This window comes from Streptomyces sp. NBC_00637 (assembly GCF_045161545.1).
Taxonomy (GTDB): Bacteria; Actinomycetota; Actinomycetes; order Streptomycetales; family Streptomycetaceae; genus Streptomyces.
In genome coordinates, this window is sequence record NZ_CP109046.1 from 5,082,282 (window position 1) to 5,105,914 (window position 23,633).

At 72.5% G+C, this 23,633-nt stretch carries 17 protein-coding genes; 8 read left to right on the forward strand and 9 right to left on the reverse strand.

Annotation, left to right across the window (positions count from 1 at the left end):
- The 4 genes from OG440_RS22360 to OG440_RS22375 form a co-directional block, all read right to left on the reverse strand.
- The gene (locus OG440_RS22360; RefSeq protein ID WP_406008571.1) at positions 1-1,614 is read right to left on the reverse strand and encodes an LCP family protein; all 1,614 of its coding nucleotides are present in this window, start codon (positions 1,612-1,614) and stop codon (positions 1-3) included.
- A gap of 99 nt (positions 1,615-1,713) precedes the next feature.
- A complete protein-coding gene (locus tag OG440_RS22365) occupies positions 1,714-3,498 on the reverse strand; it encodes an LCP family protein (protein WP_406008572.1) in 1,785 nt (594 codons plus the stop codon).
- A gap of 244 nt (positions 3,499-3,742) precedes the next feature.
- Complete coding sequence (locus OG440_RS22370) at positions 3,743-4,972, reverse strand: LCP family protein (protein ID WP_406008573.1); 1,230 nt, start codon at positions 4,970-4,972, stop codon at positions 3,743-3,745.
- 412 nt (positions 4,973-5,384) lie between these two features.
- On the reverse strand, positions 5,385-6,143 hold the full coding sequence (locus OG440_RS22375; protein WP_406008574.1) for a TIGR03089 family protein: 759 nt from the start codon (positions 6,141-6,143) through the stop codon (positions 5,385-5,387).
- A gap of 139 nt (positions 6,144-6,282) precedes the next feature.
- Between OG440_RS22375 and OG440_RS22380 the strand changes: the two genes are divergently transcribed.
- Positions 6,283-7,941, forward strand: coding sequence for an N-acetylmuramoyl-L-alanine amidase (locus OG440_RS22380; RefSeq protein WP_406008575.1), 1,659 nt, complete (start codon positions 6,283-6,285; stop codon positions 7,939-7,941).
- A 232-nt stretch (positions 7,942-8,173) separates the two neighbouring features.
- Positions 8,174-9,256, forward strand: a complete 1,083-nt coding sequence (locus tag OG440_RS22385; protein WP_406008576.1) for a sugar phosphate nucleotidyltransferase — start codon at positions 8,174-8,176, stop codon at positions 9,254-9,256.
- Positions 9,257-9,346: 90 nt separating this feature from the next.
- Here OG440_RS22385 and OG440_RS22390 read toward each other — a convergent pair whose 3' ends face one another.
- From OG440_RS22390 to OG440_RS22405, 4 genes are all read right to left on the reverse strand, one after another.
- Positions 9,347-10,360: a DNA-3-methyladenine glycosylase family protein gene (locus OG440_RS22390; protein ID WP_406008577.1), complete on the reverse strand. Its 1,014-nt coding sequence runs from the start codon at positions 10,358-10,360 to the stop codon at positions 9,347-9,349.
- A gap of 321 nt (positions 10,361-10,681) precedes the next feature.
- Positions 10,682-12,058: a coenzyme F420-0:L-glutamate ligase gene (locus OG440_RS22395; RefSeq protein WP_406008578.1), complete on the reverse strand. Its 1,377-nt coding sequence runs from the start codon at positions 12,056-12,058 to the stop codon at positions 10,682-10,684.
- The gene (gene cofD, locus OG440_RS22400; RefSeq protein WP_406008579.1) at positions 12,055-13,014 is read right to left on the reverse strand and encodes a 2-phospho-L-lactate transferase; all 960 of its coding nucleotides are present in this window, start codon (positions 13,012-13,014) and stop codon (positions 12,055-12,057) included. Before cofD ends, OG440_RS22395 begins: the two co-directional genes overlap by 4 nt.
- A gap of 138 nt (positions 13,015-13,152) precedes the next feature.
- A complete protein-coding gene (locus OG440_RS22405; protein ID WP_406008580.1) occupies positions 13,153-13,701 on the reverse strand; it encodes a cysteine dioxygenase in 549 nt (182 codons plus the stop codon).
- 733 nt (positions 13,702-14,434) lie between these two features.
- Here OG440_RS22405 and OG440_RS22410 point away from each other — a divergent pair.
- The 3 genes from OG440_RS22410 to OG440_RS22420 all read left to right on the forward strand — a co-directional run bounded on the left by OG440_RS22410 (position 14,435) and on the right by OG440_RS22420 (position 20,207).
- A complete protein-coding gene (locus OG440_RS22410; RefSeq protein ID WP_020128551.1) occupies positions 14,435-14,704 on the forward strand; it encodes a WhiB family transcriptional regulator in 270 nt (89 codons plus the stop codon).
- Positions 14,705-14,955: 251 nt separating this feature from the next.
- The gene (locus tag OG440_RS22415; RefSeq protein ID WP_406008581.1) at positions 14,956-18,687 is read left to right on the forward strand and encodes a glycosyltransferase; all 3,732 of its coding nucleotides are present in this window, start codon (positions 14,956-14,958) and stop codon (positions 18,685-18,687) included.
- Positions 18,684-20,207 carry a DUF5719 family protein gene (locus tag OG440_RS22420; RefSeq protein WP_406008582.1) on the forward strand — a complete coding sequence of 508 codons (1,524 nt, stop codon included), beginning with the start codon at positions 18,684-18,686 and terminating at the stop codon, positions 20,205-20,207. The genes OG440_RS22415 and OG440_RS22420 overlap by 4 nt, the downstream gene beginning before the upstream one ends.
- Before the next feature lie 97 nt (positions 20,208-20,304).
- On the opposite strand, the gene OG440_RS22425 is transcribed toward OG440_RS22420, so the two are convergent.
- Positions 20,305-20,685 carry a metallopeptidase family protein gene (locus OG440_RS22425; RefSeq protein ID WP_406008583.1) on the reverse strand — a complete coding sequence of 127 codons (381 nt, stop codon included), beginning with the start codon at positions 20,683-20,685 and terminating at the stop codon, positions 20,305-20,307.
- Between the two features lie 365 nt (positions 20,686-21,050).
- Here OG440_RS22425 and OG440_RS22430 point away from each other — a divergent pair, with 365 nt between their 5' ends.
- From OG440_RS22430 to OG440_RS22440, 3 genes are all read left to right on the forward strand, one after another.
- Positions 21,051-21,470, forward strand: a complete 420-nt coding sequence (locus tag OG440_RS22430) for a DUF3499 domain-containing protein (protein ID WP_406008584.1) — start codon at positions 21,051-21,053, stop codon at positions 21,468-21,470.
- A gap of 318 nt (positions 21,471-21,788) precedes the next feature.
- Entirely contained in the window at positions 21,789-23,153 is a 1,365-nt protein-coding gene (locus OG440_RS22435) for a phosphomannomutase/phosphoglucomutase (protein WP_406008585.1), read from the forward strand.
- Positions 23,154-23,316: 163 nt separating this feature from the next.
- Positions 23,317-23,487, forward strand: a complete 171-nt coding sequence (locus OG440_RS22440) for a Trm112 family protein (RefSeq protein WP_079057723.1) — start codon at positions 23,317-23,319, stop codon at positions 23,485-23,487.
- Positions 23,488-23,633 lie beyond the last annotated feature (146 nt).

The window sequence follows — 23,633 nt, forward strand, 5'->3', positions numbered from 1 at the left end:
CTACCAGGTGTAGTTCGGGTCCACGTGCATGCACTGGCTGGTGTCGGACGCGTTGATCGCCCCGGCCGTGTCGGGCGTCGTGTCGTCCTTCACCGGCGCCTTGTACGCCGTCCCCGACCGCCAGTCCGCGCCCACGACCAGGGTGACCCCGGAGACCGCGGTGGACTTCTTCACCTGGCTCGTCGGGATGCCGAGGGCCTTGGCGACGGCCTGGGCGTCGCCCTCCAGGTCGGCGCTCGGGTAGCGGACCACCGTGGTCGCCACGGCCGTGGCCCCCGAGGTGTCCGCGACGGCCTCGGTGAAGCCCTTGCCCGTCAGCACCTGCGTCACCGCCTTCGCGCGCCCGCCGACCGCCGCCAGGGTGCTCGTGGACGTCCCGTTGTGCACCTGCACCGCGATCTCGCCGGCCGCGGCGGCCGCGTCCGTGACCGTCGGCGTCGGGCTCGCGGTGACCTTCTTGGCGTCCTTGCCGTCCAGGGCGATGTCCTCGCGCACCAGACGGAACAGCTGCTTGGCGTCGTCCGTGGGGACCACCCGGCTGCCCTGGTAGCGGTTCGGCATGGTCGTCATCGTGATGCGCTCGGTGGGCACCTTCTTGAGCTCGCCCGCCAGGTCGTACATCTTCGTGATGGTGCCGAGGCCGTCGTCGACGGTGATCGCCTTCGTGGCCGCCTCGGCGAGCTTGCGCAGCTTGTTGGGGTTGGTCAGCTTGGCGTTGGCGCGCAGCTCGCGGACCATCGAGTTCATGTACATGTGCTGGGCCTTGGCGCGGGCCAGGTCGGTGTCGTCCTCGAAGCCGTAGCGGGTGCGCAGCCACTGGAGGGCCTGCTTGCCCTTGACGGCGTGCGTGCCCTCCTCCAGCTTCAGGCCGGAGCCCTTGCCGGTGCTGGTGTGCGAGTAGACGTTGGCGTCCACACAGACCGGGACGCCGCCGATCGCGTCCGCCATCGACACCACACCGGAGAAGTCGATCATCATGAAGTGGTCGATGTGGATGTCGGTGAGCTTCTCCCAGGTGGCCACGGTGCAGCCCGGGCCACCGCGACCGAGCGACACGTTCGTCATCTCGTCGGACAGCGCCCCGTAGGTGGTCCCGTCGTCGGGGTCCGTGCACTTGGGGATGTCGAGCAGGGTGTCGCGCGGCATGCTCACCACCGACATGTTGCTGCGGTCCGCCGATATGTGCAGCAGCATCTGGACGTCCGCGAGCGGTGGCCCGTCGAAGGTGTCCTTGGCGCCGCCGAGCTTCTGGTTCTCCGCGGTGTCACGGGCGTCCGAACCGATCAGCAGAATGTTCAGCGCCGTCTGCCCGGCCGAGTTGGCCTCCGTGTCGGCCGCCCGGTCCTTCGCGTCGCCGAGGTTCAGGTCGTCGCTCTTGATGTTCGCGTTGAGGTGTTCGTAGTAGAGGTATCCGGCCCCCGCGCCGCCGAGTATGACGACCGCCAGTACCGTCGCCGACCAGCGCAACGCGCGTCGACGTCGACGTCTGCGATCCGCGGTGCGGCCCGCGCCGCGCCCCCCGCCGGCTCCGCCGTCCCCCTCGGCCGCGGTCTCGTCCTGCTGTTCCCGCTCCGGAGACACCGCTTCCTCGACCGCCGGAACGTTCCTCCGCACCCCACTGCTCCCCGCCACTTCCCCTGCCCCTCCCCGCCGTGCGCCTGACACGGGCCCGTCCCGCGTCAAGTCAGACGCATGACGGGCCCGAAGGGTTACCTACTTGGCGCACTCGACCTTGTCCGCCGTGGACTTCTGGACCGTGTCCGGCACCGTGGTCGGAGCGGTGAGCGAAACGCCCGCGCCCTTGAAGTCCTTGCCCAGCGTCAGCGTCATCGTCGGCAGACCCTGGGAGTTCTCGACGCTCTTGCCCGGCTTCAGAGCGGTACCGGGCAGCCCCATGATGGCGGCGAGCCTGCGTGCCTGGTCTGCCTGGTCGGGCGCGTACTCGAGCGTCGTCTTGCTCAGTGCCGCGGGCGCGTTGCCCGCGTTCTCGGACTTCGTCACGCCCTCATCATTCTGCAGCCAGTTAAGAGTTTCCTGTGCGCTGCCGGCCGGGGCGCCGCCGTTCATGACCTGTACCCGCACCGCGGAGGCGGCGGACTTGGTGCCCTTGAGGCGGGCCGCGGCGGCCGCGGACGCCGCGTTCTTCGACGCCGCCGCCTGCTCCTTCACCTCGGTGAAGGAGACGTCGTCCTTGATCATCTGAAAGACGGTGGGCGCCGTCGAGGCGTTCACGACGACCGTCGCCGCGACCTTCTCGGCCGGGTTGTCGACCACCGGCACGGTGGTGAAGGTCAGGTTCTTCACGTTGAGCTTGCCCAGCTCCAGACCCAGGTCCTTCAGCTTGTCGATGGTGTCCAGCTGCGAGTCGACGGTCAGTGCCTTCGTGCCCGCCTCCGCCAGCTTGATCATCTTGGTGGGGCTGGTGAGCGTGTCGTTCGACTTCAGCTTGCGCATCAGCGCGCTGAGGAACTGCTGCTGGAGCTCGATCCGGCTCAGGTCGCCGCCGAAGCCGACGGAGTGCCGGGTACGCACGAAGGCCAGCGCCTGCTCGCCCTCGATGGTGTGCGTGCCCTTCGACAGCTTCAGATGCGAGTCCTCGTCGTCGATGTCCTTCGCCAGGCACACCTCGACGCCGCCGACCGCCGTGGTCAGCGTCTTGACCGCGTTGAAGTCGGCCACCATGAAGTTGTCCGCCTGGATGCCCGTCAGCTCGGTGACCGTGCGCACGGTGCAGCTCGGCGTCCGGCCGTCCTGCCCGAGGCTGGTGTTGAAGCGGACGCCGTCCGTGCCCTTGATGACCTTGGTGGAGCCGTCCTCCTGCTCGGTCTGGCAGTCCGGGACGTCCACGATCAGGTCGCGCGGGATGCTGAGCGCGGTCGCGTTCGTCCGGTCCTTGGAGACGTGCAGCAGGATCGTGGTGTCCGCGTGGCCCACGCTGCCGGAGTCGCCGTAGCCCTCGTTGCCCGAACCGGTGCGCTTGTCGGTGCCGATCACCAGCAGGTTGATCGCCTTGTCCTTGCTGAAGCCACCGGTGCTCGCGCCGTCGTCGGAGACCGACGTGATGTTGTCGTTGAGGTGCTCGAGATAGAGGTACGCCGCACCGGCCGTACCCACCAGGACGAAGGCCATGATCCCGCCGGTCCACAGCAGGATCTTCTTCGCCTTCGACTTCTTCTTCACCGGCCGGCGGCCACGCCGGTTCGCCGCCGGTTCCTCCGGCGGTGTGCCCCGGCGACGGCGCGGCGAAGGCACCTCCGGGTCCGGCGTCTCCCCGGCCGACGACGACGGCGACCCCCGGCCCGGCGCGGCCTTACGGCCGCGCGCCGGATCTCCTCCGTCCGCGCCGCTCCGACGGGAGTCGGATCTGCGAGGCCCAGGCACCGCTGATTGCGGTGCGGAAGGAGTCAGTCGCAGTTCGTATTCGCCGGTGTTCGGATTGAGCACCCACTGGTCTGCGGGATCGATGTTGTCCGCCCGCCCACGGCCTTGCGCGTCCACGGTTGTCCGAATCCTCCGTCGGGGCCACGCGGCGCCTTTCCCCCCTCAAAGGCGCTCGGGTCTCGGTCACTCGGTGCGCGACCCCAGGAAGGACCTCGCGGCCGGGTGCACCGGATCGCTCACACTATCCGCCCGGTTCGGCGTCGAGCGACGACCGTGACAAATTCCACGCCCCTACAAGCGGGCAATCCGCCCTATTTCTTTGAACTCGTGTTCGCCGCAAGAGGGTGGCTTGGCAAGCGCTTTACCCGCAGCCGTCCTCGGCTGCGGTGTTCCCGCGGAACGTGGGGGCGGGCGGAGTGGGCGAAACCGGCCCGGAAGCCGCAGGTCCCGCCACCCGTGATGCGAACGGACCGTGGTCACCCGACTCCACAGGGGAGGGGTTCGTGGGAATTTCCTGAGAAACGACCACCGGCGTATCCGTCCGCAGCCGTTCGAAGAGCTTCTCCGCCTCCGGCTCCACAAGTTGGTCGCGATTGGTGTTGTAGACGTACGACTCCCGTGGAACGGTCAGGAATTGCACATGTTCGGTGGGAATGTCCCGTAGACCGCGCACGAGTTCGTACAGTCCGCGCAGACTCGCCAGATCCGGGTCGGTGGTGAGCGAGGACGTGGCCGCGTCCAGCAGCGGATACAGCTTCACCGGGTTCAGCAGGACGTCATTGCTCTGCACCTTGTTGACGAGCGCCCCGAGGAACCGCTGCTGCCGCTCCATCCGGTCGGTGTCACTGCCGTTCCCGAGCGACTTGCGGGCCCGGACGTACCCGAGCGCCTGCTCCCCGTCGAGCGTGACCCTCCCGGCGGGCAGCCGCAGCTTGGCGGCCTTGTCGTCGATCGGCTTCTTCAGGCACACCTCGACCCCGTCCACGGCGTCGACCATGTCCTTGAACCCACTGAAGTCGACGACCACGTGATGATCGATCCGCACCCCCGTCAGCTTCTCCACCGTCCGGATCGTGCAGGCCGAACCCCCGCTCTGGAACGCGTAGTTGAACATCGCGAACATGGGCTCGGTCCGCTTGCCGTCCGGCCGCAGACAGCCCGGCACGTCCACCATCAGATCGCGCGGGAGCGAGACGGCGGTGGCGCTGCGCCGCCCGGCCGCCAGATGAAGCAGGATCGTCGTGTCCGACCGCTCGGTCCCGGAGTCCCGCCCGTACGCGCGGTTCCCGTCCCCCGACCGCGAGTCGGACCCGATGAGCAAGACGTTCTGCGCGTCCTTCACCAACGAGGTCGGCCGCTCCTTCGCGTACCGCGCGAGCTCCGCCGCGGCAGCGTCGTCGGGCGTGATGTTCCCGTCCAGCTTCGCGTAGACGACCCACCCCGCGACCCCGACCCCCAGGACGACCACCCCCACCGCCCCCGCCCCGACCCGCACCCACCGCCGCCGTCGCCGCCGTATGAGCCCCCGCCCGTCGGCGGACGCCCCCCGCCCCGGCCCGAGGGGCCCACCGGAACCCGCCGCTTCCCTCACGTCCGATCCACCCCTCCCGCCTCGGGACCCACATCGGCCGTACGAGCGTGTAGAGCTGCCCCTACGACGATGCCGCGAACCGAGCCGAGAGGCGGGACGGGGTGGGCCGAACGGGTGAGGCGATGGAAGGCTGCCGTATGGGCGGGTGCAGTCGAGCCCGTCCGTGTGAGGACGAGGCCCGTTCAGGGCCGGGGCGGGGGGCGGGGGCGGCAGCCGCCGGTGACGACGACTCCGGCGCCGGGTGCCGACCTTCCGGCCGGTCCGGAGGGCCGGCGTGGGGGGGAGGCGACTTCCAGCCCGTCCGGCGTGTGAGGACGAGGCCCGTTCAGGGCCGGGGCGGGGGGCGGGGGCGGCAGCCGCCGGTGACGACGACTCCGGCGCCGGGTGCCGACCCTCCCGCCCGCCCGGAGGGCTACCGCGCGGTCGCCGTCACCCGCTCGCTCTCGACCCGCCTGGCCACAGCCTCTTCGCCAACCTCCGCCAGGTTCCGGCACAGCACCACGGACCCCCCGCTCGCCAGCGGCGCGTACAGCCCGGCGCTGAGCCCCTCCCACGTGTCGTACCCGAGTCCCGACAGCAGCCGGGAACCGGGCCCCGTCAGTCCCAGCCCCGCCGCCTCCGCCCGCGCCCGCTCCACGACCTCGGCCCCGGTGTACTCGGCCCCGGCCACGATCAGCGCGGGCTCCTCGGGATCGACGGGAACATACGGCACGAAACGGTCCCCGAAGGTCGGGACGTTCACGGCGTAGTCGTCGTACCCCTCGGGCGGGGTCGGCACGAACCGCCGCCCGAGCGGCGCGAGCGACAGCGCGTACCGCTCACCCCGACACGCGAGCCCCGCCTCGAACGACCCGGGTCCGGCGACGACGTAGTCCGCCCGCGCCGGATCCCCGGCCACGTCCGCGACGACGCCCACCGACGAACACGCCAGCAGCCACACCGCCGTCTGCCAGTGCGCGGGCAGCAGCAGCGCGACCCGGTCGCCGGGCTCGGCGGACAGCCCGTCCTGGAGGAGGTTGGCGGTTTTGGCCACCCAGTTGGCGAAGGTGGCCACGGACAATTCGACCCGTTCGCCCGTGGCGTCGTCGTAGAAGGTCACCAGGGGGCGCGCGGGGTCCGCGGCCAGCGCGGAACGCAGCAGGTCGGCCGGGGTGCGATCGGTGGCAGTCACCCGCGCAAGCGTACGCGCCGCGCTCGGTGCGGCACGGGTCGCCGGGCCTTCCCGGAACCACCGGTTCGGCCGTACGGGCCCGACGCCCCGTCAATTCCCCGATGGACAGAAATGTATGGATATGTCCAGGATCATTGGCATGCGCGGATTGCTTGCTACCTCGATCGGTGTCACCTGTGCGGCGGCACTCGCCCTCCCGCTGACGCCGCCCGCCAACGCGGCGACGGCGCGACCGGCGTCGACCGCCGAGGCGGCGCCCACCGGGACGGCCAGGGCCACGAGCCCCGACACCCCTGTCATCTCATCCCTCTCCGACCGACCCGCTCGACCAGGCCTGCCCGACCGGCCGGACCTGCCCGCACTTCCCGACCTGCCCGCTCTTCCCGACCTCCCGGGCAGCACCCAGTCGCTGCCCCTCACCGCTCTCGCCCGCGACCGGGCCCTGGGTGGCGCCGCCACCGACCAGGGCCTGCCCCGCCGGGACGTACGCCAGTTCTCCCTCCTCGGCGTCGTCTGGGACGACCCGGCCACCGAACTCCACGGCCGCGTCCAGGTCCGTACCCGCACGTCGGGCACCGGCACCTGGTCCGGCTGGCAGGACGTCGAGACGCACAACGCCGACCACGGCGCCGACCCCGGCACGGCCGAGAGCGCCTCGGGCCGGGTCCGCGGTGCCACGGCCCCGCTGTGGGTCGGCGACTCCGACGGCGTGGAGATCCGGGTCCATCCGGACACCGAACGCCGTACGGAGGAGACGGCCCGGGGCAGCGGCACCCTCTCGACCGCCACCCTGCTCCCCTCCGGCATGCGCCTCGAACTGGTCGACCCGGGCGTGGCGCCTCCCGAGCACGTCCCCGCCGGCCCCCCGCGCAGACGCACCCTCACCACCGGGTCCGGCCCGGCGCAGGCCGCCGACGCGGCCGAGGAGACGGACGAGGCCGGCGCGGCCGGGGCCGACGAGTCGGGCGAGTCCGGTGAGTCGGGCGAGGAGCTCGGGGCGGAGGGCGCCGAAGGGTCCGAGTCCGCCGCCAAGACCGCGATGACCGCCGAGGTGACCGAGGCCTCCGCCGCCAACGCTCCGCTCGCCGCGCTCGGCGCCACGGAGATCCCCGCCCTGGACCGCCTGGGCACCGAACGCGAACTCCTCGCCCTGCGCGGGGGCGAGCTGACGCCGGCCCAGCGGGCGAAGCCGTACATCGGCCCACGGCCGAGCATCGTCACGCGTCGCGGCTGGGGCGCCGACGAGAAGCTGCGGGAGAGCGGCTTCCGCTACACGACGAAGGTCAAGGCGGCGTTCGTCCACCACACGGCTTCGGGCAACAGCTACAAGTGCTCGCAGGCCGCGTCCGTCATCCGTGGTATCTACCGCTACCACGTGAAGAGCATGGGCTGGCGCGACATCGGCTACAACTTCCTCGTCGACAAGTGCGGCAAGATCTACGAGGGCCGCGCCGGGGGAGTGGCGAAGCCGGTCCTCGGCGCCCACACCCTCGGTTTCAACAGCAACAGCATGGGGATCGCCGTACTCGGCACGTTCACCTCCGCCAAGCCGACCACCGCCACGGTCAACGCCGTCGCCCGCCTGACGGCATGGAAGCTCGGCCTCTTCGGCGCGAATCCGAAGGGAAAGACATACCTGAAGTCCGGGGGTGGCAATCTCTACGGAAAGGGAAAGAACGTACGACTGAATGTGATCTCGGGTCACCGGGACGGGTTCGCCACGGAATGCCCGGGCAGGCAGCTCTACGGCAAGCTCGGCTCGGCCCGCTCCACCGCGGCGCGCTTCCAGGGGCGCTGAGGCGGACGATCCGGTTCGGGAGCCCCGGGGCCAGGGGAGGCCGCGGGGGCCGCACGCCCCCGGACGGCCGGAGCTCACATCCGGATGGGGGCACATTCAGCAGCCGTCGGGGGGACGGTCCCTGGGGACCGGGACGGAACACCAACGGCCTGGAAGTCGCCACGCAACGGTCTGCATACACTGGCCGGCCGAACGGCAGTTCGGCCGGTCCCGGCAGGAAGCAGAGACGACGGTGACAGAAGCGATCCTCCTGGTCGGCGGCAAGGGCACCCGGCTGCGCCCACTCACGGTGCACACGCCCAAACCCATGGTCAGGGCGGCGGGGGTGCCGTTCCTCACGCATCAGCTCGCGCGGGCGAGAGCGGCGGGCGTGGACCACATCGTCCTGGCGACGAGCTATCTGGCGGAGGTCTTCGAACCGTACTTCGGCGACGGCTCGGCCCTGGGCCTGCACATCGAGTACGTGACGGAGGACGAACCCCTGGGCACGGGCGGCGCGATCCGCAACGTGGCCTCCCGGCTGCACTCGGGTCCCGACGACCCGGTCCTGATCTTCAACGGCGACATCCTCACCGGCCTGGACATCAGAAGGCTGGTGGCGACCCACGAGGCCACGGCGGCCGACGTCTCGCTGCACCTGACGAAGGTGACCGACCCGAGGGCCTACGGCCTGGTCCCCACCGACCCGACGGGCAAGGTCCTGGCGTTCCTGGAGAAGCCGCAGACCCCCGAGGAGATCGTCACCGATCAGATCAACGCGGGGGCGTACGTCTTCCGCCGCTCGGTCATCGACACGATCCCGCAGGGCCGCCCGGTGTCGGTGGAACGCGAGACGTTCCCCGGTCTCCTGGCGGCCGGAGCCCACCTCCAGGGCATGGTCGACTCGACGTACTGGCTGGACCTCGGCACCCCGGCGGCCTTCGTCCGGGGCTCGGCGGACCTGGTCCTCGGCCGGGCCCCGTCCCCCGCGGTCCCCGGCCGCTGCGGCGACCGCCTGGTCCTCCCGACGGCCAGGGTCGCCCCGGACGCGAAGCTGACGGGCGGCACGGTGGTGGGCGAGGGCGCGTTCGTGGCCGAGGGCGCGAGGGTCTTCGGCTCGACGATCCTCCCCGGCGCCGTCATCGAGCCGGGCGCCGTCATCACCGACTCCCTCATCGGCACCCGGGCCCGCGTCGGCGAACGTTCCGTGCTCACCGGCACGGTCATAGGCGACGGCGCGATCGTCGGCCCCGACAACGAACTGCGCGACGGCGCGCGGGTCTGGTGCGACGCGAGGATCCCGGCCGGCGCGGTCCGCTTCTCGTCGGACCAGTAGCCCCGGGACGGGCAGCGGGGGCGCTGGAAGCGGCGGCGGGGGCGGGAGCGGTGGCGGGGCCGGAGTCCGCTCGTCCCCGTCCCCGCCCCCTCACAACGTCCCGATGTCCCACCGCGGCATCTTCGGCACCCGCCGGGCCGGCACCCGACCACTCAACAGGATCAGCCGAGCCGCCCGATGCCGCTGTCCCGCATACGGCTCCAGCAACTCCAGCATCGCGGAATCATCGGCTTCCCGGTCCCCGGCCAGCGCCCACCCCACGATCCCCGGCAGATGCAGGTCCCCCACGGTCACCGCATCCGCCGCCCCATGACTGCGCTGCACGGTCTCCGCGGACGTCCACGGCCCGATCCCCGGTACGAGCTCCAAGCGGGCCTGAGCCTCGGCGGGGGCCATCCTCACCGCCTCCTCCATCCGCCCGGCGACCCGGACGGCCCGCAGGATCGTCGACGCCCGCTTGTTGTCGACGCCCGCCCGATGCCACTCCCACGACGGGATCAGCGCCCACGTCCGGGGCGCCGGCATCACCCAGAGCCGTCCGTCCGCCGCCGGCCCCGGCGCGGGCTCCCCGAACTTGCGCACCAGCAGGCGCCAGGCCCGGTACGCCTCGTCGGTGGTGACCTTCTGTTCCAGCACGGAGGGGATCAACGACTCCAGCACCAGCCCGGTCCGGGTCAGCCTGAGCCCCGGCCGGCGATGCCGGGCCGTCGCCACCACACGATGCCGGGGCACGAACGCCTCCGGCGTGTCCGAGGCCCCGAGCAACTGCGGCAGCCCGTCCAGCAACCATTCCGCGCCGGGCCCCCACGCCTCCCCGCGCACCGCACCGCCGACGGCCGTGACACGCAGGGTCCCCGGCCCGGCGGGGGTGAGACAGGCCCGCCACACGGATCCGTCCGGCGTCGCGCGGAACGTCGGGTCACCCGGCCCACGTCTGAGGGGCCCGAGCACCAGCCCGAGGTCGAGCGGCCCCTCCGGCACCCAGTCCCGCACCCGCCCGGCCACCGAGGCCTGCCGCGGCACCCCGACGGGCACACCCACCTGCCCTCCGCGCACGGTCGTACGCGTGGGCCGCGGGGGCTGGGGAGAGAACCGTCCTGACACGAAGAGTCCCGGGTGAGAAAGACGAGGTGCTACGAGAGTAGGCGCACGGACCGACAAGCCACTCCACGAAGCCCGCAACGACCGGCACGGCAGTGACGAGGACCACCGTGCGACGCCCGCGCCGACCACCGCGCGACGCCCGGGACGGCACCCCGCGCCGGACCGCCGCGCGAAGCCCGTACCTGCGCCACGCACCGTGCCGTCCGGCACAGCTCACCGCCCCGCAGTCAACCGGCGCAGCTCACGGCCCCGGGGCCGGCCGGTACAGCTCACGGCCCCGGAGGCCGCAGGCGGCCGGCGCGGCTCACCGGGCCCCGTGCCTCACCGCACCTCGACGAAGTCCCCGACCTCCCGCTCACCACGGGCCCGGGGCTCCTCCGCGGCGTGCCCGACCGCCACCGCCCCCATGGGGTCCCAGCTCTCCGGCAACGCCAGCACCTCGCGCACCACATCCCGGCAGAACATCGTCGACGACACCCACGCGGACCCCAGCCGCTCCCCGGCCAGCGCGACCAGGAAATTCTGTACGCCGGCGCCGGTCGCGACGACGAACATCTCCCGCTCGGCCGCGTCCCGCCGCACGTCGCCGTAGGTGTGCGACCCGTCCATCACCAGACACGGCACGACCAGATAGGGCGCGTGGCGCAGGACGTCGCCCCGCCGCACCCGCTTGGCGATGGACTCCTCGGACTTCCCGTCCCGCCGCAGATCCGCGATCCACGCGTCCCGCATGGCGTCCAGCAGCCGAACCCTCGACCCCGCCGACTCCAGCAGCACGAACCGCCAGGGCGTCGTGTGGTGCGGCGCCGGCGCCGTGACGGCCGCCGCCACCGCCCGCCGTACCGCCCCGGGATCGACCGGCTCGTCGGTGAAGGCCCGCACCGTCCGCCGCTGGGTGACCGCCAGCCGTACCGCCTCGGACGTCCCGAGCCGGAACATGTCGTCGCGCGCACCGCGCACCATGACCCGCGCCCCGGCGAGCCCGCTCCCGTCGGCCTCGGAAAGCTCGGTGTGCTCGCTGTGCTCGGCGTGTTCGGAGTTCCGGGAGCTCTCGGACACGACGACGTGTCCCAGCCCCCGCACCACGGCCACGGGCAGCCCGGCGGCCTTCCCCTTCACGAGGTCACCGGCGCCGGCCAGTTCGTCCGCCGTGGCGACGACCGTCGCGCTCAGCGGATTGCCGTACGCGTCCGTGCCCCCGCGCAGGTCGTCCAGCACCCGCACGCCGGCGGCGCCGATCGCCACGTCGGTGAGCCCGGCGCGCCAGGGCCGTCCGAAGGTGTCGGTGACGACGACCCCGACATCCACGCCGAGCGCGTCCCGCAGCCCCGCCCGGATCTTCCGCGCCGACGCGTCCGGGTCCTCGGGCAGCAACAGCACGGTTCCCGCCGGGGTGTTGGAGGCGTCGACCCCCGCGGCGGCCATGATCAGCCCCTGCCGGTTCTCGACGATCCGCAGCTTCCCGCGCCGGGCCACGACCCGGACGGTCTCGGCGTCGATGGCGGCCTCCCGGTCGTCGGCCCGGACGATCCGCCCCTCGGCCTTGGACACGATCTTCGAGGTGACGAGCAGGACGTCGCCGTCGGCCAGGCCGGGCTCGGCGGCCGCGATCAGCTTCGCGAGGTCGTCACCGGCCCGCACCTCGGGCAGCCCGTTCACGGCCCAGACCCGGTAACCGGATTCGGAGGACCCGCTCATGCCCCGCGCACCTCCTCGGCCAGTGCCAGCGCCTCCCGGGCCATCCGCGCGGTCGCGTCGAGGTCGCTCATCATCAGCGGGACGGCCCGGCAGCGGATGCCGGCCGCCTCCACCCGCTCCACGGTGCCCGCGTCCACGGTGTCGACGAGCCAGCCGTCGAGGAGACCCGAGCCGTAGTGCTCGGCCACGGCCGCGGCCGTCGACTCCACGCCGACCGCCGCGAGCACCTTGTCGGCCATACCGCGCACGGGCGCGTCCCCGACGATGGGGGACAGGCCCACGACCGGCACCCCGGCCTCGGCGATCGCCTCGCGGATGCCCGGCACGGCGAGGATCGTGCCGACCGAGACGACGGGGTTGGACGGCGGGAAGAGGATCACGTCCGCCGCCGCGATGGCCTCCAGCACCCCCGGCGCCGGCTTCGCCTGCTCGGCGCCGACCGGCACCACCGCCTCCGCGGGCACCGAAGCCCGCAGCCGCACCCAGTACTCCTGGAAGTGCACGGCCTTGCGCTCGCCGTCCACCTCGACCGCGACATGGGTCTCCACCCGGTCGTCGGTCATCGGGATGAGCCGGACGCCAGGCTGCCACCGGTCGCACAGCGCCTCGGTCACCGCGCTGAGCGGGTACCCGGCGCCGATCATCTGCGTCCGCACGATGTGCGTGGCGAAGTCCCGGTCGCCCAGCCCGAACCACCCGGGTCCGGCGCCGTACGCGGCGAGCTCCTCCTTCAGATGGAAGGTCTCCTCGGCCCGCCCCCAGCCCTGCTCCTCGTTGATGCCGCCGCCGAGCGTGTACATCACCGTGTCGAGGTCGGGGCAGACCTTCAGCCCGAAGAGGTGGATGTCGTCGCCGGTGTTGCCGATGACCGTGATGTCCGCGTCCGGCACGGCCTGCTTCAGACCGCGCAGGAACCGGGCACCGCCGATGCCGCCTGCCAGAACCACAATGCGCATGAGGGCAAGTCTCGCAGGCGGCCACGACAGCCCGTCGGCCGGTTGTGGACAACCACCCGCCTGTGGATATCCGGCCCGTCCGTACGAGCGGACGGCCGTCCGGACCCGCTCACGAGCCGACGGCCTCCCGGGCCCGCTTCACGAGCGGACGGCGTCCACCTGTCCGTACGGGTCGGGCGCCGCGCAGGCGACGGGGGTTCCCTCGGCCGAGCGGAGCCGGGACAGGGAGCGCACGGGCATGTCCGTCAGTCCGGGGAAGTAGACGTGCAGGCTCACCGCGGGTTCCAGCGAGTCGTTGACGACCTCGTGCACGTAGCCGGGTGCGAACACCCGCTCGGCCCCGGCCGCCGCCGGCACCCGCCGGCCGTGCTCGGTGTGTTCGGTCAGCTCGCCGTCCAGGACGGTGAACACACCGGACGAGCCGCCGTGGTCGTGCGGCCCGCTGCCCTGGCCGGGCACCCAGGACAGCAGCCACACCTCGTAGCCGGGGCCGGTGCGCAACCGGTGGTACCAGCGGGTCGTCGCGTCGTAGCGGACCAGGTGTTCCCACTGGGCGCGGTCCGCGGCGATGGAGCGGGCCAGGCCGACGAACTCGGCGACGGTGGCCGGGTGCTCGCGCGGTGCCTGGAGGAGGTGCGGGACTTCGAGGATGTCGCCCGCGATCTGGAGGTCGCTGTCGCTGTTCATGGGTGCGGTGGTTCCTCGGCGGAAGAGGCGGAAGAGTGGGGGGCCTGCTGGGTGTCGCGTACCGCCCGCCCGGATCACGGGCGGAACAGGAGCGCCCTGGTGTGGGCCGATGGGGAACAGCGGCCGAGTCGCGGTGGACTCGGGACGAGCAGCCGGAGCGCGTTGGGCTCAACAGCTGGAACGACGACAACAGCTACAGCGAGCGCGGGCAGCACCGTGGGACCCGGCGGAGCCGGTCGAGGTGAGTGCCAAGTTCGCGAGCATGCCCACAAGGACAGCGGCTCACACCTTCACTGTCAACTCGACGCCCGGTATGTGGGACAGGGTTCACCTCATCCGGTCCATCTGGGAGGTGAAAGGTTTGTGCACGCGGTCTTCGGGACACATGGCGCACAAGCCGGGCGCGCAAGCCTCGAAGTGATCCCGTGATCCGACTGTGATCAGGTTCGCTTCCGCGCGCGTGCCGCAACGGGATCACACCTTTGGGCGTCCTTCCCCGTAGAAGCGCTGTGCGGGGCCGGTGGCCCTCCGGGGCTTCATCTGCTTGTCAAGGTTTATGGCGATTTGAACACTTACCGCATGGCCTTGGTTCCGCAGAGTGAATAAGGGGCCCAATAGCAGATCTCGGCTTGACTCGCCCGGAGCAGCACACTTGTAATTTCACTCGTGTCGTTCAGCCGAAATCGGTAACGGCCAGGTCACGGGGACGCGAAAGACAGAGCGAGGGGCGCACATGACCGAGCTGGTGCAGCAACTGCTGGTCGACGTCGACGACGCGGACGAGGAACTCGGCTGGCAGGAGCGCGCGCTGTGCGCCCAGACCGATCCCGAGTCCTTTTTCCCCGAGAAGGGCGGCTCCACCCGTGAGGCGAAGAAGGTCTGCCTCGCCTGCGAGGTCCGTTCCGAATGCCTTGAGTACGCCCTCGCCAACGACGAGCGCTTCGGCATCTGGGGCGGTCTGTCCGAGCGGGAGCGCCGTCGGCTGAAGAAGGCGGCGGTCTGAGCACCGTCCGCTTCGACAGCACAAGGGCGTCGCGGCATCGTGTGATGCGGAGACAGCGGAGACGATCGACAGCAGAGACAGCGGAGACAGCGGAGACAAGGGTCCGAACGGCCCGTCGCACGTGGGTTGTCCACAGGCGGCGGGCCGTCGGCCTGCCCAGCCGATAGTGTGGGCGCTCGTCCGAGACACCCCGCCGCCCCCACACGGCGCAGGCGTCCACCGCAGTCCACCGAACCGGGGCCCGTACCTCGATGTCCGTGCACAGCCACACGGCAGCCCAGCAAGACCGCGCTGCCACACCTGAGTTCCCGCGTCATGTAGTGACCGCGGTGATCGTCGCCCACGACGGCGCCCGCTGGCTGCCCGACGCACTCGCCGGGCTGCTCGGCCAGGAGCGACCCGTGCAGTCCGTCATGGCCGCCGACACCGGCAGCTCGGACGACTCCGCGCGCCTGGTCACCGAGGCCCTCGGCGACGACCGCGTCCTGCACCTCGCCCGGCGCACCGGGTTCGGCCAGGCCGTCGAGGAGGCCAACCGCACGGCCCCGGTCCTCACCCCCGAGGAACTGCCGTACCTGAAGCGCCCCAGCGGCTGGGACCCCGTCACGCGCACGTGGCGCGACGACACCTACGACCTGCCGGAACTCCCGCACGGAGAGCCCGTCCAGTGGCTGTGGCTGCTGCACGACGACTGCGCCCCCGAACCGGACGCCCTGGCCGAACTGCTGCGCGTGGTCGACAACGAACTCGAACTGGGCCGCGACGACGTGGCCGTCGTCGGCCCCAAGCTCCGCGGCTGGTACGACCGCCGCCAGCTCCTCGAGGTCGGCGTCACCATCGCCCACTCCGGCCGCCGCTGGACCGGCCTGGACCGCCGCGAACAGGACCAGGGCCAGCACGACCACGTCCGGTCCGTGCTGTCCGTGTCCACCGCCGGCATGCTGATCCGCCGCGACGTCTTCGAACAGCTCGGCGGCTTCGACCGCCGCCTGCCCCTGATGCGCGACGACGTCGACCTGTGCTGGCGGGCGCAAGCCGCAGGCCACCGCGTCCTCATCGCCCCCGAGGCCGTCGTACGGCACGCCGAGGCCGCCTCCCGCGAGCGCCGCACCGTCGACTGCGCGGGCCGCACCAGCGCCTCCCCGCACAAGGTCGACAAGGCCGGCGCCGTCTACACCCTCCTCGTCAACAGCCGCACCGCCCTGCTGCCCTGGATCCTGGTCCGCCTGGTCCTCGGCACCCTGCTGCGGACGGTCGCCTACCTCGTCGGCAAGGTCCCCGGACAGGCCGTCGACGAGATCCGCGGTCTGCTGGGCACCCTGCTGCGGCCCGAGCGGATCATCGCCGGGCGGCGCAGGCGCGGTAAGCCGGCCGTCGACAAGGACGAACTGCGCCCCCTGTTCCCGCCACCCGGCGCGACCGTGCGGGCCACCGTCGAACAGGTCGCCGGAGACTTCTTCGGCTCCTCCGACCCCGAGGCCACCTCCGGCGCGGGCCGGCACGGCGGCGCCGTCGAGTCCGGACCCGGCGGTGACGACGCCGACTTCCTGGAGATCGAGCAGTTCGCCCGCCTCAAGCGGGTCGCGCGCAAGCCCGGCCCGGTGCTCTTCCTGGTGCTGCTGCTCGTCTCCCTGGTCGCCTGCCGCAACCTCCTCGGCGGCGGCGCGCTCGCGGGCGGCGCCCTGCTGCCCGCCCCGGCCGACGCCTCCGAGCTGTGGTCGCGCTACCTCGACACCTGGCACCCCACCGGCGCGGGCGGCACCCCGTCCGCCCCGCCCTATCTCGCGATCATCGCGGCGCTGGCCACCCTGCTGTTCGGCTCGACCGGACTCGCCCTCACCGTGCTGCTCGTCTGCTCGGTGCCGCTGGCCGGCCTCGCCGCCTACTTCGCCTCCCGCCCGCTCGTCGAGTCACGCCTCCTGCGCGCCTGGGCGGCCGTCGTCTACGCCTTCCTGCCCGCCGCCACCGGCGCGCTCGCCGGCGGCCGGGTCGGCACCGCCGTCCTCGCCGTCCTGCTGCCGCTCATCGCCCGCGCGGGCGTCGCCGCGAGCGGCCTCACGCACGCGTCCGGAGCCCGCGGCAGCTGGCGGGCCACATGGGCGTACGCGCTGCTGCTGACGATCGCCACCGCGTTCACGCCGATCGTCTGGCCCATCGCGCTCGTCCTCGGCCTCGCGGTCCTGGCCGTGCGCCGCCGCGAGATCACCGCCTACGGACTGCGTTTCGTGGCCCAGCTCGGCACCCCCCTGCTGATCCTCGCGCCCTGGTCGCTGTCCCTGCTGCCGTTCGGCTTCTTCACCCAGGCCGGCCTCGACCACGGCCCCTCGACCGCCACCGCGCTCGACCTGCTCGGCGCCAGCCCCGGCGGCCCCGGCACCGTCGACGGCCTGATGCTCATCGGGATCGTGCTGGCCGCCCTGGCCGCGCTGCTGCGCTCCGAGCGCCACTTCGGAGTTCGGGCGGCCTGGGTCGCAGCCCTCGTGGGCCTCGTCTTCGCGGTCCTGTCCAACAGCTCCACCTGGGCCGGACCCGCCACCCTCGTCTACGGCATCGCCCTCCTCGCCGCCGCCGCCATCGGCGCCGACGGGGCACGCACGCGTGTCGCCGAGCAGAGCTTCGGCTGGCGCCAGCCGGTGGCCGCCCTCATCGCCTTCGCCTCGGCGGCCGGCCCGCTGCTCGTCGCCGCCGGCTGGATGATCGGCGGCGCCGACGGCCCCCTGGAGCGCCGCGACCCCGTCCAGGTGCCCGCGTTCGTCGCCGAAGAGGCGGGCAACAGCGACCAGGCCCGCACGCTCGTCCTCGACAGCGACTCCGCCGCCCACGTCGCCTACATGCTGGTCCGCGGCTCCGGCGCCCGCCTCGGCGACGCCGAACTCGCCGCGGCCGACGGCGAGAACCGACAGCTCGACAAGGTCGTCGCCAATCTCGTCGCGGGCTCCGGCGCCGACCAGGCCGACCAGCTCGGCAAGTTCGCCGTGGGCTACGTCCTCGTCCACAAGGGCGCACCCCGCGACGTCACCCGCGTCCTGGACGCCACACCCGGCCTGAAGCGGCTCAGCCAGCAGGACGGCAGCGCCCTGTGGCGGGTCGACCAGGAGGTCTCCCGCGCGGCCGTCGTCGCCGACTCCGGCAAGGGCGCGGCGACTCCGGTCGCCGCGGGCCCCGTCGACGTCCACACCACCCTCCCCGACGGCTCGGCCGACCGCGTCCTGCGCCTGGCCGACACCGCCGCCGAAGGCTGGACGGCCACCCTCGACGGCAGGCCCCTCACCCCCACCACCGTCGACGGCTGGGCCCAGGGCTTCGAACTCCCCGCCTCCGGCGGAAAACTGGACGTCACCTACGACGACCCCTTCACCCACACCGCCTGGCTGTGGACGCAGGGCTTCCTCGCCGTCGTCCTCGTCGTCCTCGCCCTTCCCGGCCGCCGCCGCGACGTCGACGACGACCTTCCCGAGGAGGAGCCGGTCCCGGCCCAGGCGGCCGACGGCGAGGGCCGCCGCGCCCGCCGCCTGCGCGCCCAGGCCGAGGCGGAGGCGGAGGCCGAGTACGAAGAGCCGGGCCGCAACGAGGAGTTCCCGGTTCCTCCGCAGGAGGAGATTCCGGCCGCGATCCCCCAGCAGCAGGCCTACGACATGGGAGCGCCCACTGACGGGCAGGGGGACTGGAACGGGGACCGGGCGGGCTACGCGGACGCCCAGTACGGCGGTTACGCCGGCGAGCAGTACCAGGGCGCCCAGCAGTACCCGTCCGGCGGCTACGACCAGCAGGCCTACGACCCGTACCAGACCGGGCAGTACGACCCGTACGCCTACGACGGCCAGGCCCCGCAGACGCCGTACGACCAGACCTACCAGCAGCAGGGTTACGACCCGTCGGCCTACGACCAGGGCGGCTACGACCCCGCCTACGACCCGGACCGGCACCCCCACGGCACCGGCAACGGCAACGGCAACGAGCGCCCCGACGGGAGCCAGCAGTGAACCGCACGACCCTGTCCCTGATCGCCGGCACGGCCGCGCTCGCCGCGGTCACCGGTTTCGCCACGCTCAACCAGCCGGACGCGGCCGGTCCGGGCACCGCCAAGGCGGCTGCCGAACTTCCCGTGGAGCGCACCAGCCTGCTCTGCCCCGCGCCCAGCACATCCGACCTCGCCGACACCTCGTACACGTCCTTCACGCCCGTCACCAAGGGCACGGACGGCGACGGAACGGCCGCACTCACCGCGGCCACCGCGGAGTCGGCAGCCGCCACGACCGACAAGGCGACCGGCAAGGCGACCGACGAGGCCGGCAGCAAGAAGAAGGCGACGAAGCCCGTCGTCACGCCCAAGGCGCCCGGCACGCCGGCCGTCGGCGAGACCTCCGGCGGCGAGGCGGCCGCGCTCCTGGGCATCGCCGAGGGGAAGTTCGCCCCCGGCTGGACCGTCCAGGAGACCACCGAGGTCGCCGCGGGCAGCGGCCGCGGCCTCCAGGGCGTCACCTGCACCGCACCGGACACGGAGTTCTGGTTCCCCGGTGTCAGCACCCTCGCGGACCGCACGGACTACGTCCACCTCACCAACCCGGACGACTCCGCCGCCGTCGCCGACATCGAGCTCTACGGCAAGGACGGCGCCCTGGCGACCACCGTGGGGGAGGGCATCACGGTCCCGGCGCACTCCAGCGAGCCGATCCTGCTGTCCACGCTCACCGGCGAGAAGCAGGAGGACCTCACCGTCCACGTCAACGTCCGCAGCGGCCGCGTAGGGGCCGCCGTACAGGCCCTCGACGAGAAGCTCGGCGGGGACTGGCTCGCCGCCTCCACCGACCCGGCCGGCACCCAGGTCATCCCGGGCATCCCCAAGGACGCCACGGCCGTCCGCCTCATCGCCTACGCGCCGGGTGACGCGGACGCGGACCTGAAAGTCCAACTCGCCTCCCCGACGGGCCTGATCACCCCCGCCGGACACGAGACGCTGCACGTCAAGGCGGGCATGACCGCCTCGGTCGACCTGGGCGACGTCACGCGCGGAGAGGCGGGCTCGCTGGTCCTGACGCCGACGGACCACTCGGTGCCCGTCGTCGCGGCCGTACGGGTCCTGCGCGGCAAGGGCGCCCAGCAGGAGTCGGCGTTCATCACCGCCACCGCCCCGGTCGGCACGCGCGCGTCCGCCGCCGACAACAGCGCCAAGGGCACCACCCTCGCCCTGACCGCCCCCAAGGGCACCGCCCAGGTGAAGGTCACCGCGTCCGCCGGCAGCGGCGGCGGCACGGCCGTGTCCAAGACGTACACGGTCAAGGCCGGCACCACCCGGGACGTCGAACTCCCCGTCCCCACCGGCCTCAAGGGCACCTACGCGCTGACCGTGGAACCCCTCACGGACACCCCCGTCTACGCCTCCCGCACCCTGGCGGCCACGCAGGACGGCGTCCCGGGCTTCACGATCCAGACCCTGCCGGACGACCGGGGCACGGTGGCCGTACCGGAAGCCGACGAGGACGTCGCGGTCCTGCAGAAGTAACCCGAAAGGGCTGTCCGGGTCCCCCGAAAGAGGGGCGCGGGGGAGCAGTGGGGCGCGGGGGACGGGGCGCGCGAGAGGGGTGCGGGGAACCGGGGACTCAGTCCTCGCCGTAGCGCGGATCCACCGTCTCCGGGGTCTGCCCCAGCAACTCCGCCACCTGCTCCACGACGACCTCGTGCACCAACGCGGCCCGCTCGTCGCGCCCCTTGGTGCGGATCTCGACCGGCCGCCGGTAGACGACGACCCGGGCCCGCCGCCCCTCGCGCGCGGGAATCGCCCCGCCCAGCGGCACCGCCTCGTCGTTCCACGGCTCCGGCGCCGCGTCCAGACGCGGCACCTCCAGCACCATGAAATCGATGTCGGCGAGCTGCGGCCACCGCCGCTCCAGCCGTTCCACGGAGTCCTGCACGAGATCCGCGAACACATGGGCGCGGCTGGCCGCCAGCGGGACCTGGGGCGGCGCGATCGGCCCCCGCATGCCCCGGCCGTGGCGGTCGCGACGACGGGGTCCGGGGCCTGCGGCGGGGGGCGGTACGGGGCTGTCCATCACTACTGAAGCGTAGTCCCCGCCGTGACCCGGCGCCCGGCCCCACACACGGCGACCCGACCGCCACCGGCCGGCGCGCACCGCATGTCGGGAGATGACCATTCCGGCCAAGGTTGGGCTCGATTCCGTATCTCTCCGGGACCGGCGAACTCATCGCAATTGATGCCGTTTGTGTCGAGTGGTGACCGCGAGCCGAAGTCTTCCTGCGCCGAGGGGCTGGTGTTCGCGCAGGTCAGCGGGGTATGACTGGAGAGGCGCGTGGGGCGTTTCACAACCCGACACGGTGGAGTGACCTGGTGGAGAGTCGTCGCGGCCCGCTCAAGAGTGCGGTACCGTCCAACGTCGTGAGCCCTGTACGTCGCTGTTCGCGAACTGCCTGCGGCCGACCCGCCGTCGCGACGCTGACGTACGTCTACGCCGACTCGACCGCGGTCCTCGGCCCGCTCGCCACCTACGCCGAACCCCACTGCTACGACCTGTGCGCCGAGCATTCCGAGCGCCTCACCGCCCCGCGTGGCTGGGAGGTCGTCCGCCTCCTCGACGGTTCGGCTCCCGCGCGCCCCAGTGGTGACGACCTGGAAGCGCTCGCCAACGCCGTCCGCGAGGCGGCCCGCCCGCAGGGCCGCGTTGCCGGGGCCGGCGGCGGACGTACGGTCGACCCGATGGAGGTCGCGCGCCGCGGCCACCTGCGGGTGCTGCGCTCCCCGGACAACTGAGCCGGCTCACCCCGCTCGTCCGCACGAACCGGCCGACGCACCGCACGCCCGTAGAGACACCCCTCTCCCGGACACGACCGTCCGCCCCCGTCCGGACCGCCAGAACCTTCGACGAGCCCTCCCGCCCGGGAATGGGCCGCGACGGTGCACGAGTTGAGGCGGCGCGCGTCACCGTGGCCTCCCTCCCCGGCCCCCACCTCGGACGACGGCGCAAAACGGCGGCACGGTTACGACTGTGGGTCCACTCGGCACCCCACCGCGGGCCGTGAACAGGCCCGGGTAGTTTGTGGTGACCTACAGACTTCAGAAGGGTTGGCCGTGGCTGCTGATCTGTCACAGCTCGTGAAGGCGTACGACGTACGCGGAGTGGTCCCGGACCAGTGGGACGAGTCGCTGGCCGAGCTGTTCGGGGCGGCCTTCGCCCGGGTGACCGGCGCCGACGCGATCGTCGTCGGCCACGACATGCGCGCTTCCTCGCCCGCCCTGACCGCCGCCTTCGCACGCGGGGCGGCGGCCCTCGGCGTACACGTCACCGAGATCGGCCTCTGCTCGACGGACCAGCTGTACTACGCCTCGGGCGCACTCCACCTGCCCGGCGCCATGTTCACGGCCTCGCACAACCCGGCCCGGTACAACGGCATCAAGCTGTGCCGCGCGGGCGCCGCCCCGGTCGGCCAGGACACGGGCCTGACCGAGATCCGGGAACTGGTGGAACGCTGGATGGACTCGGGTGCCCCCGCGCCGGCTCCGACCCCGGGAACCGTCACCACGGCCGACACGTTGCAGGACTACGCGGCCCACCTGCGCGCACTCGTCGACCTGAGTTCCGTCCGCCCCCTGAAGGTCGTGGTCGACGCGGGCAACGGCATGGGCGGCCACACCGTCCCCACGGTCTTCGACGGCCTGCCCCTGACACTCGTCCCGATGTACTTCGAACTGGACGGCACCTTCCCCCACCACGAGGCCAACCCTCTGGACCCGGCGAACCTCGTGGACCTCCAGAAGCGCGTCCGCGAGGAGTCCGCCGACCTCGGCCTCGCCTTCGACGGCGACGCCGACCGCTGCTTCGTCGTCGACGAGCGGGGCGAGCCGGTCCCCCCGTCCGCGATCACCGCCCTGGTGGCCGCACGCGAGCTCGCGCGCAACGGCGGCAAGGGCACGATCATCCACAACCTGATCACCTCCTGGAGCGTCCCGGAGGTCGTGAAGGAGCACGGCGGCACCCCCGTCCGCACCCGCGTCGGCCACTCCTTCATCAAGGCGGAGATGGCCCGCTCCGGCGCGATCTTCGGCGGCGAGCACTCCGCGCACTACTACTTCAAGGACTTCTGGAACGCCGACACCGGCATGCTGGCCGCCCTCCACGTCCTCGCGGCCCTCGGCGGCCAGGAGGGCCCGCTCTCCTCGCTGGTCGCGGAGTACGACCGCTACACCGGCTCCGGCGAGATCAACTCCACCGTCGCCGACCAGGCAGGCCGCATCGCCGCGATCAAGGCGGCCTACGGCGACCGCGAGGACGTCACCCTCGACGAACTCGACGGCCTGACCGTCACCTCCACCGACTGGTGGTTCAACGTCCGGCCCTCCAACACGGAGCCCCTCCTCCGCCTCAACGCGGAAGCCCGCGACGAACCGACGATGGCCAATATCCGCGACGAGGCCCTGACCATCATCCGGGCCTGAAAAGCCGCGCCGGGGTTCACGGCGAGCAGCGCGTCGGGCCGACCGCCGACCCCGTCCGACGCGCGCCCCCTCCCACCTCATCCGGTCCCGCCCAACCCCCACGCCCCAACCCCACCAGCGGTACCCTGACCAGGCACATCCGTACACCCCGAAGGGACACCCCATGCCGCTCGAAGCCGGCCTCCTGGAGATCCTCGCCTGCCCCGCCTGCCACTCCCCCCTCAAGGAGCAGGACACGGAGCTGATCTGCACGGGCCAGGACTGCGGCCTCGCCTACCCCGTCCGCGACGGCATCCCCGTCCTCCTCGTCGACGAGGCCCGCCGCCCCGCGTAACAGCGCGCCCCGCGGCCGCACCCGCGCCGCCCCGGCCCGCCACCGTGAAGGCCCGAGCACCCGGTGCCCGGCCGTGCACGGCGCCCGGCCCCCACCCGGCCGGCATCCCCGCCACATCCCGTCCCCGGCCCCGCAAACGACGACGC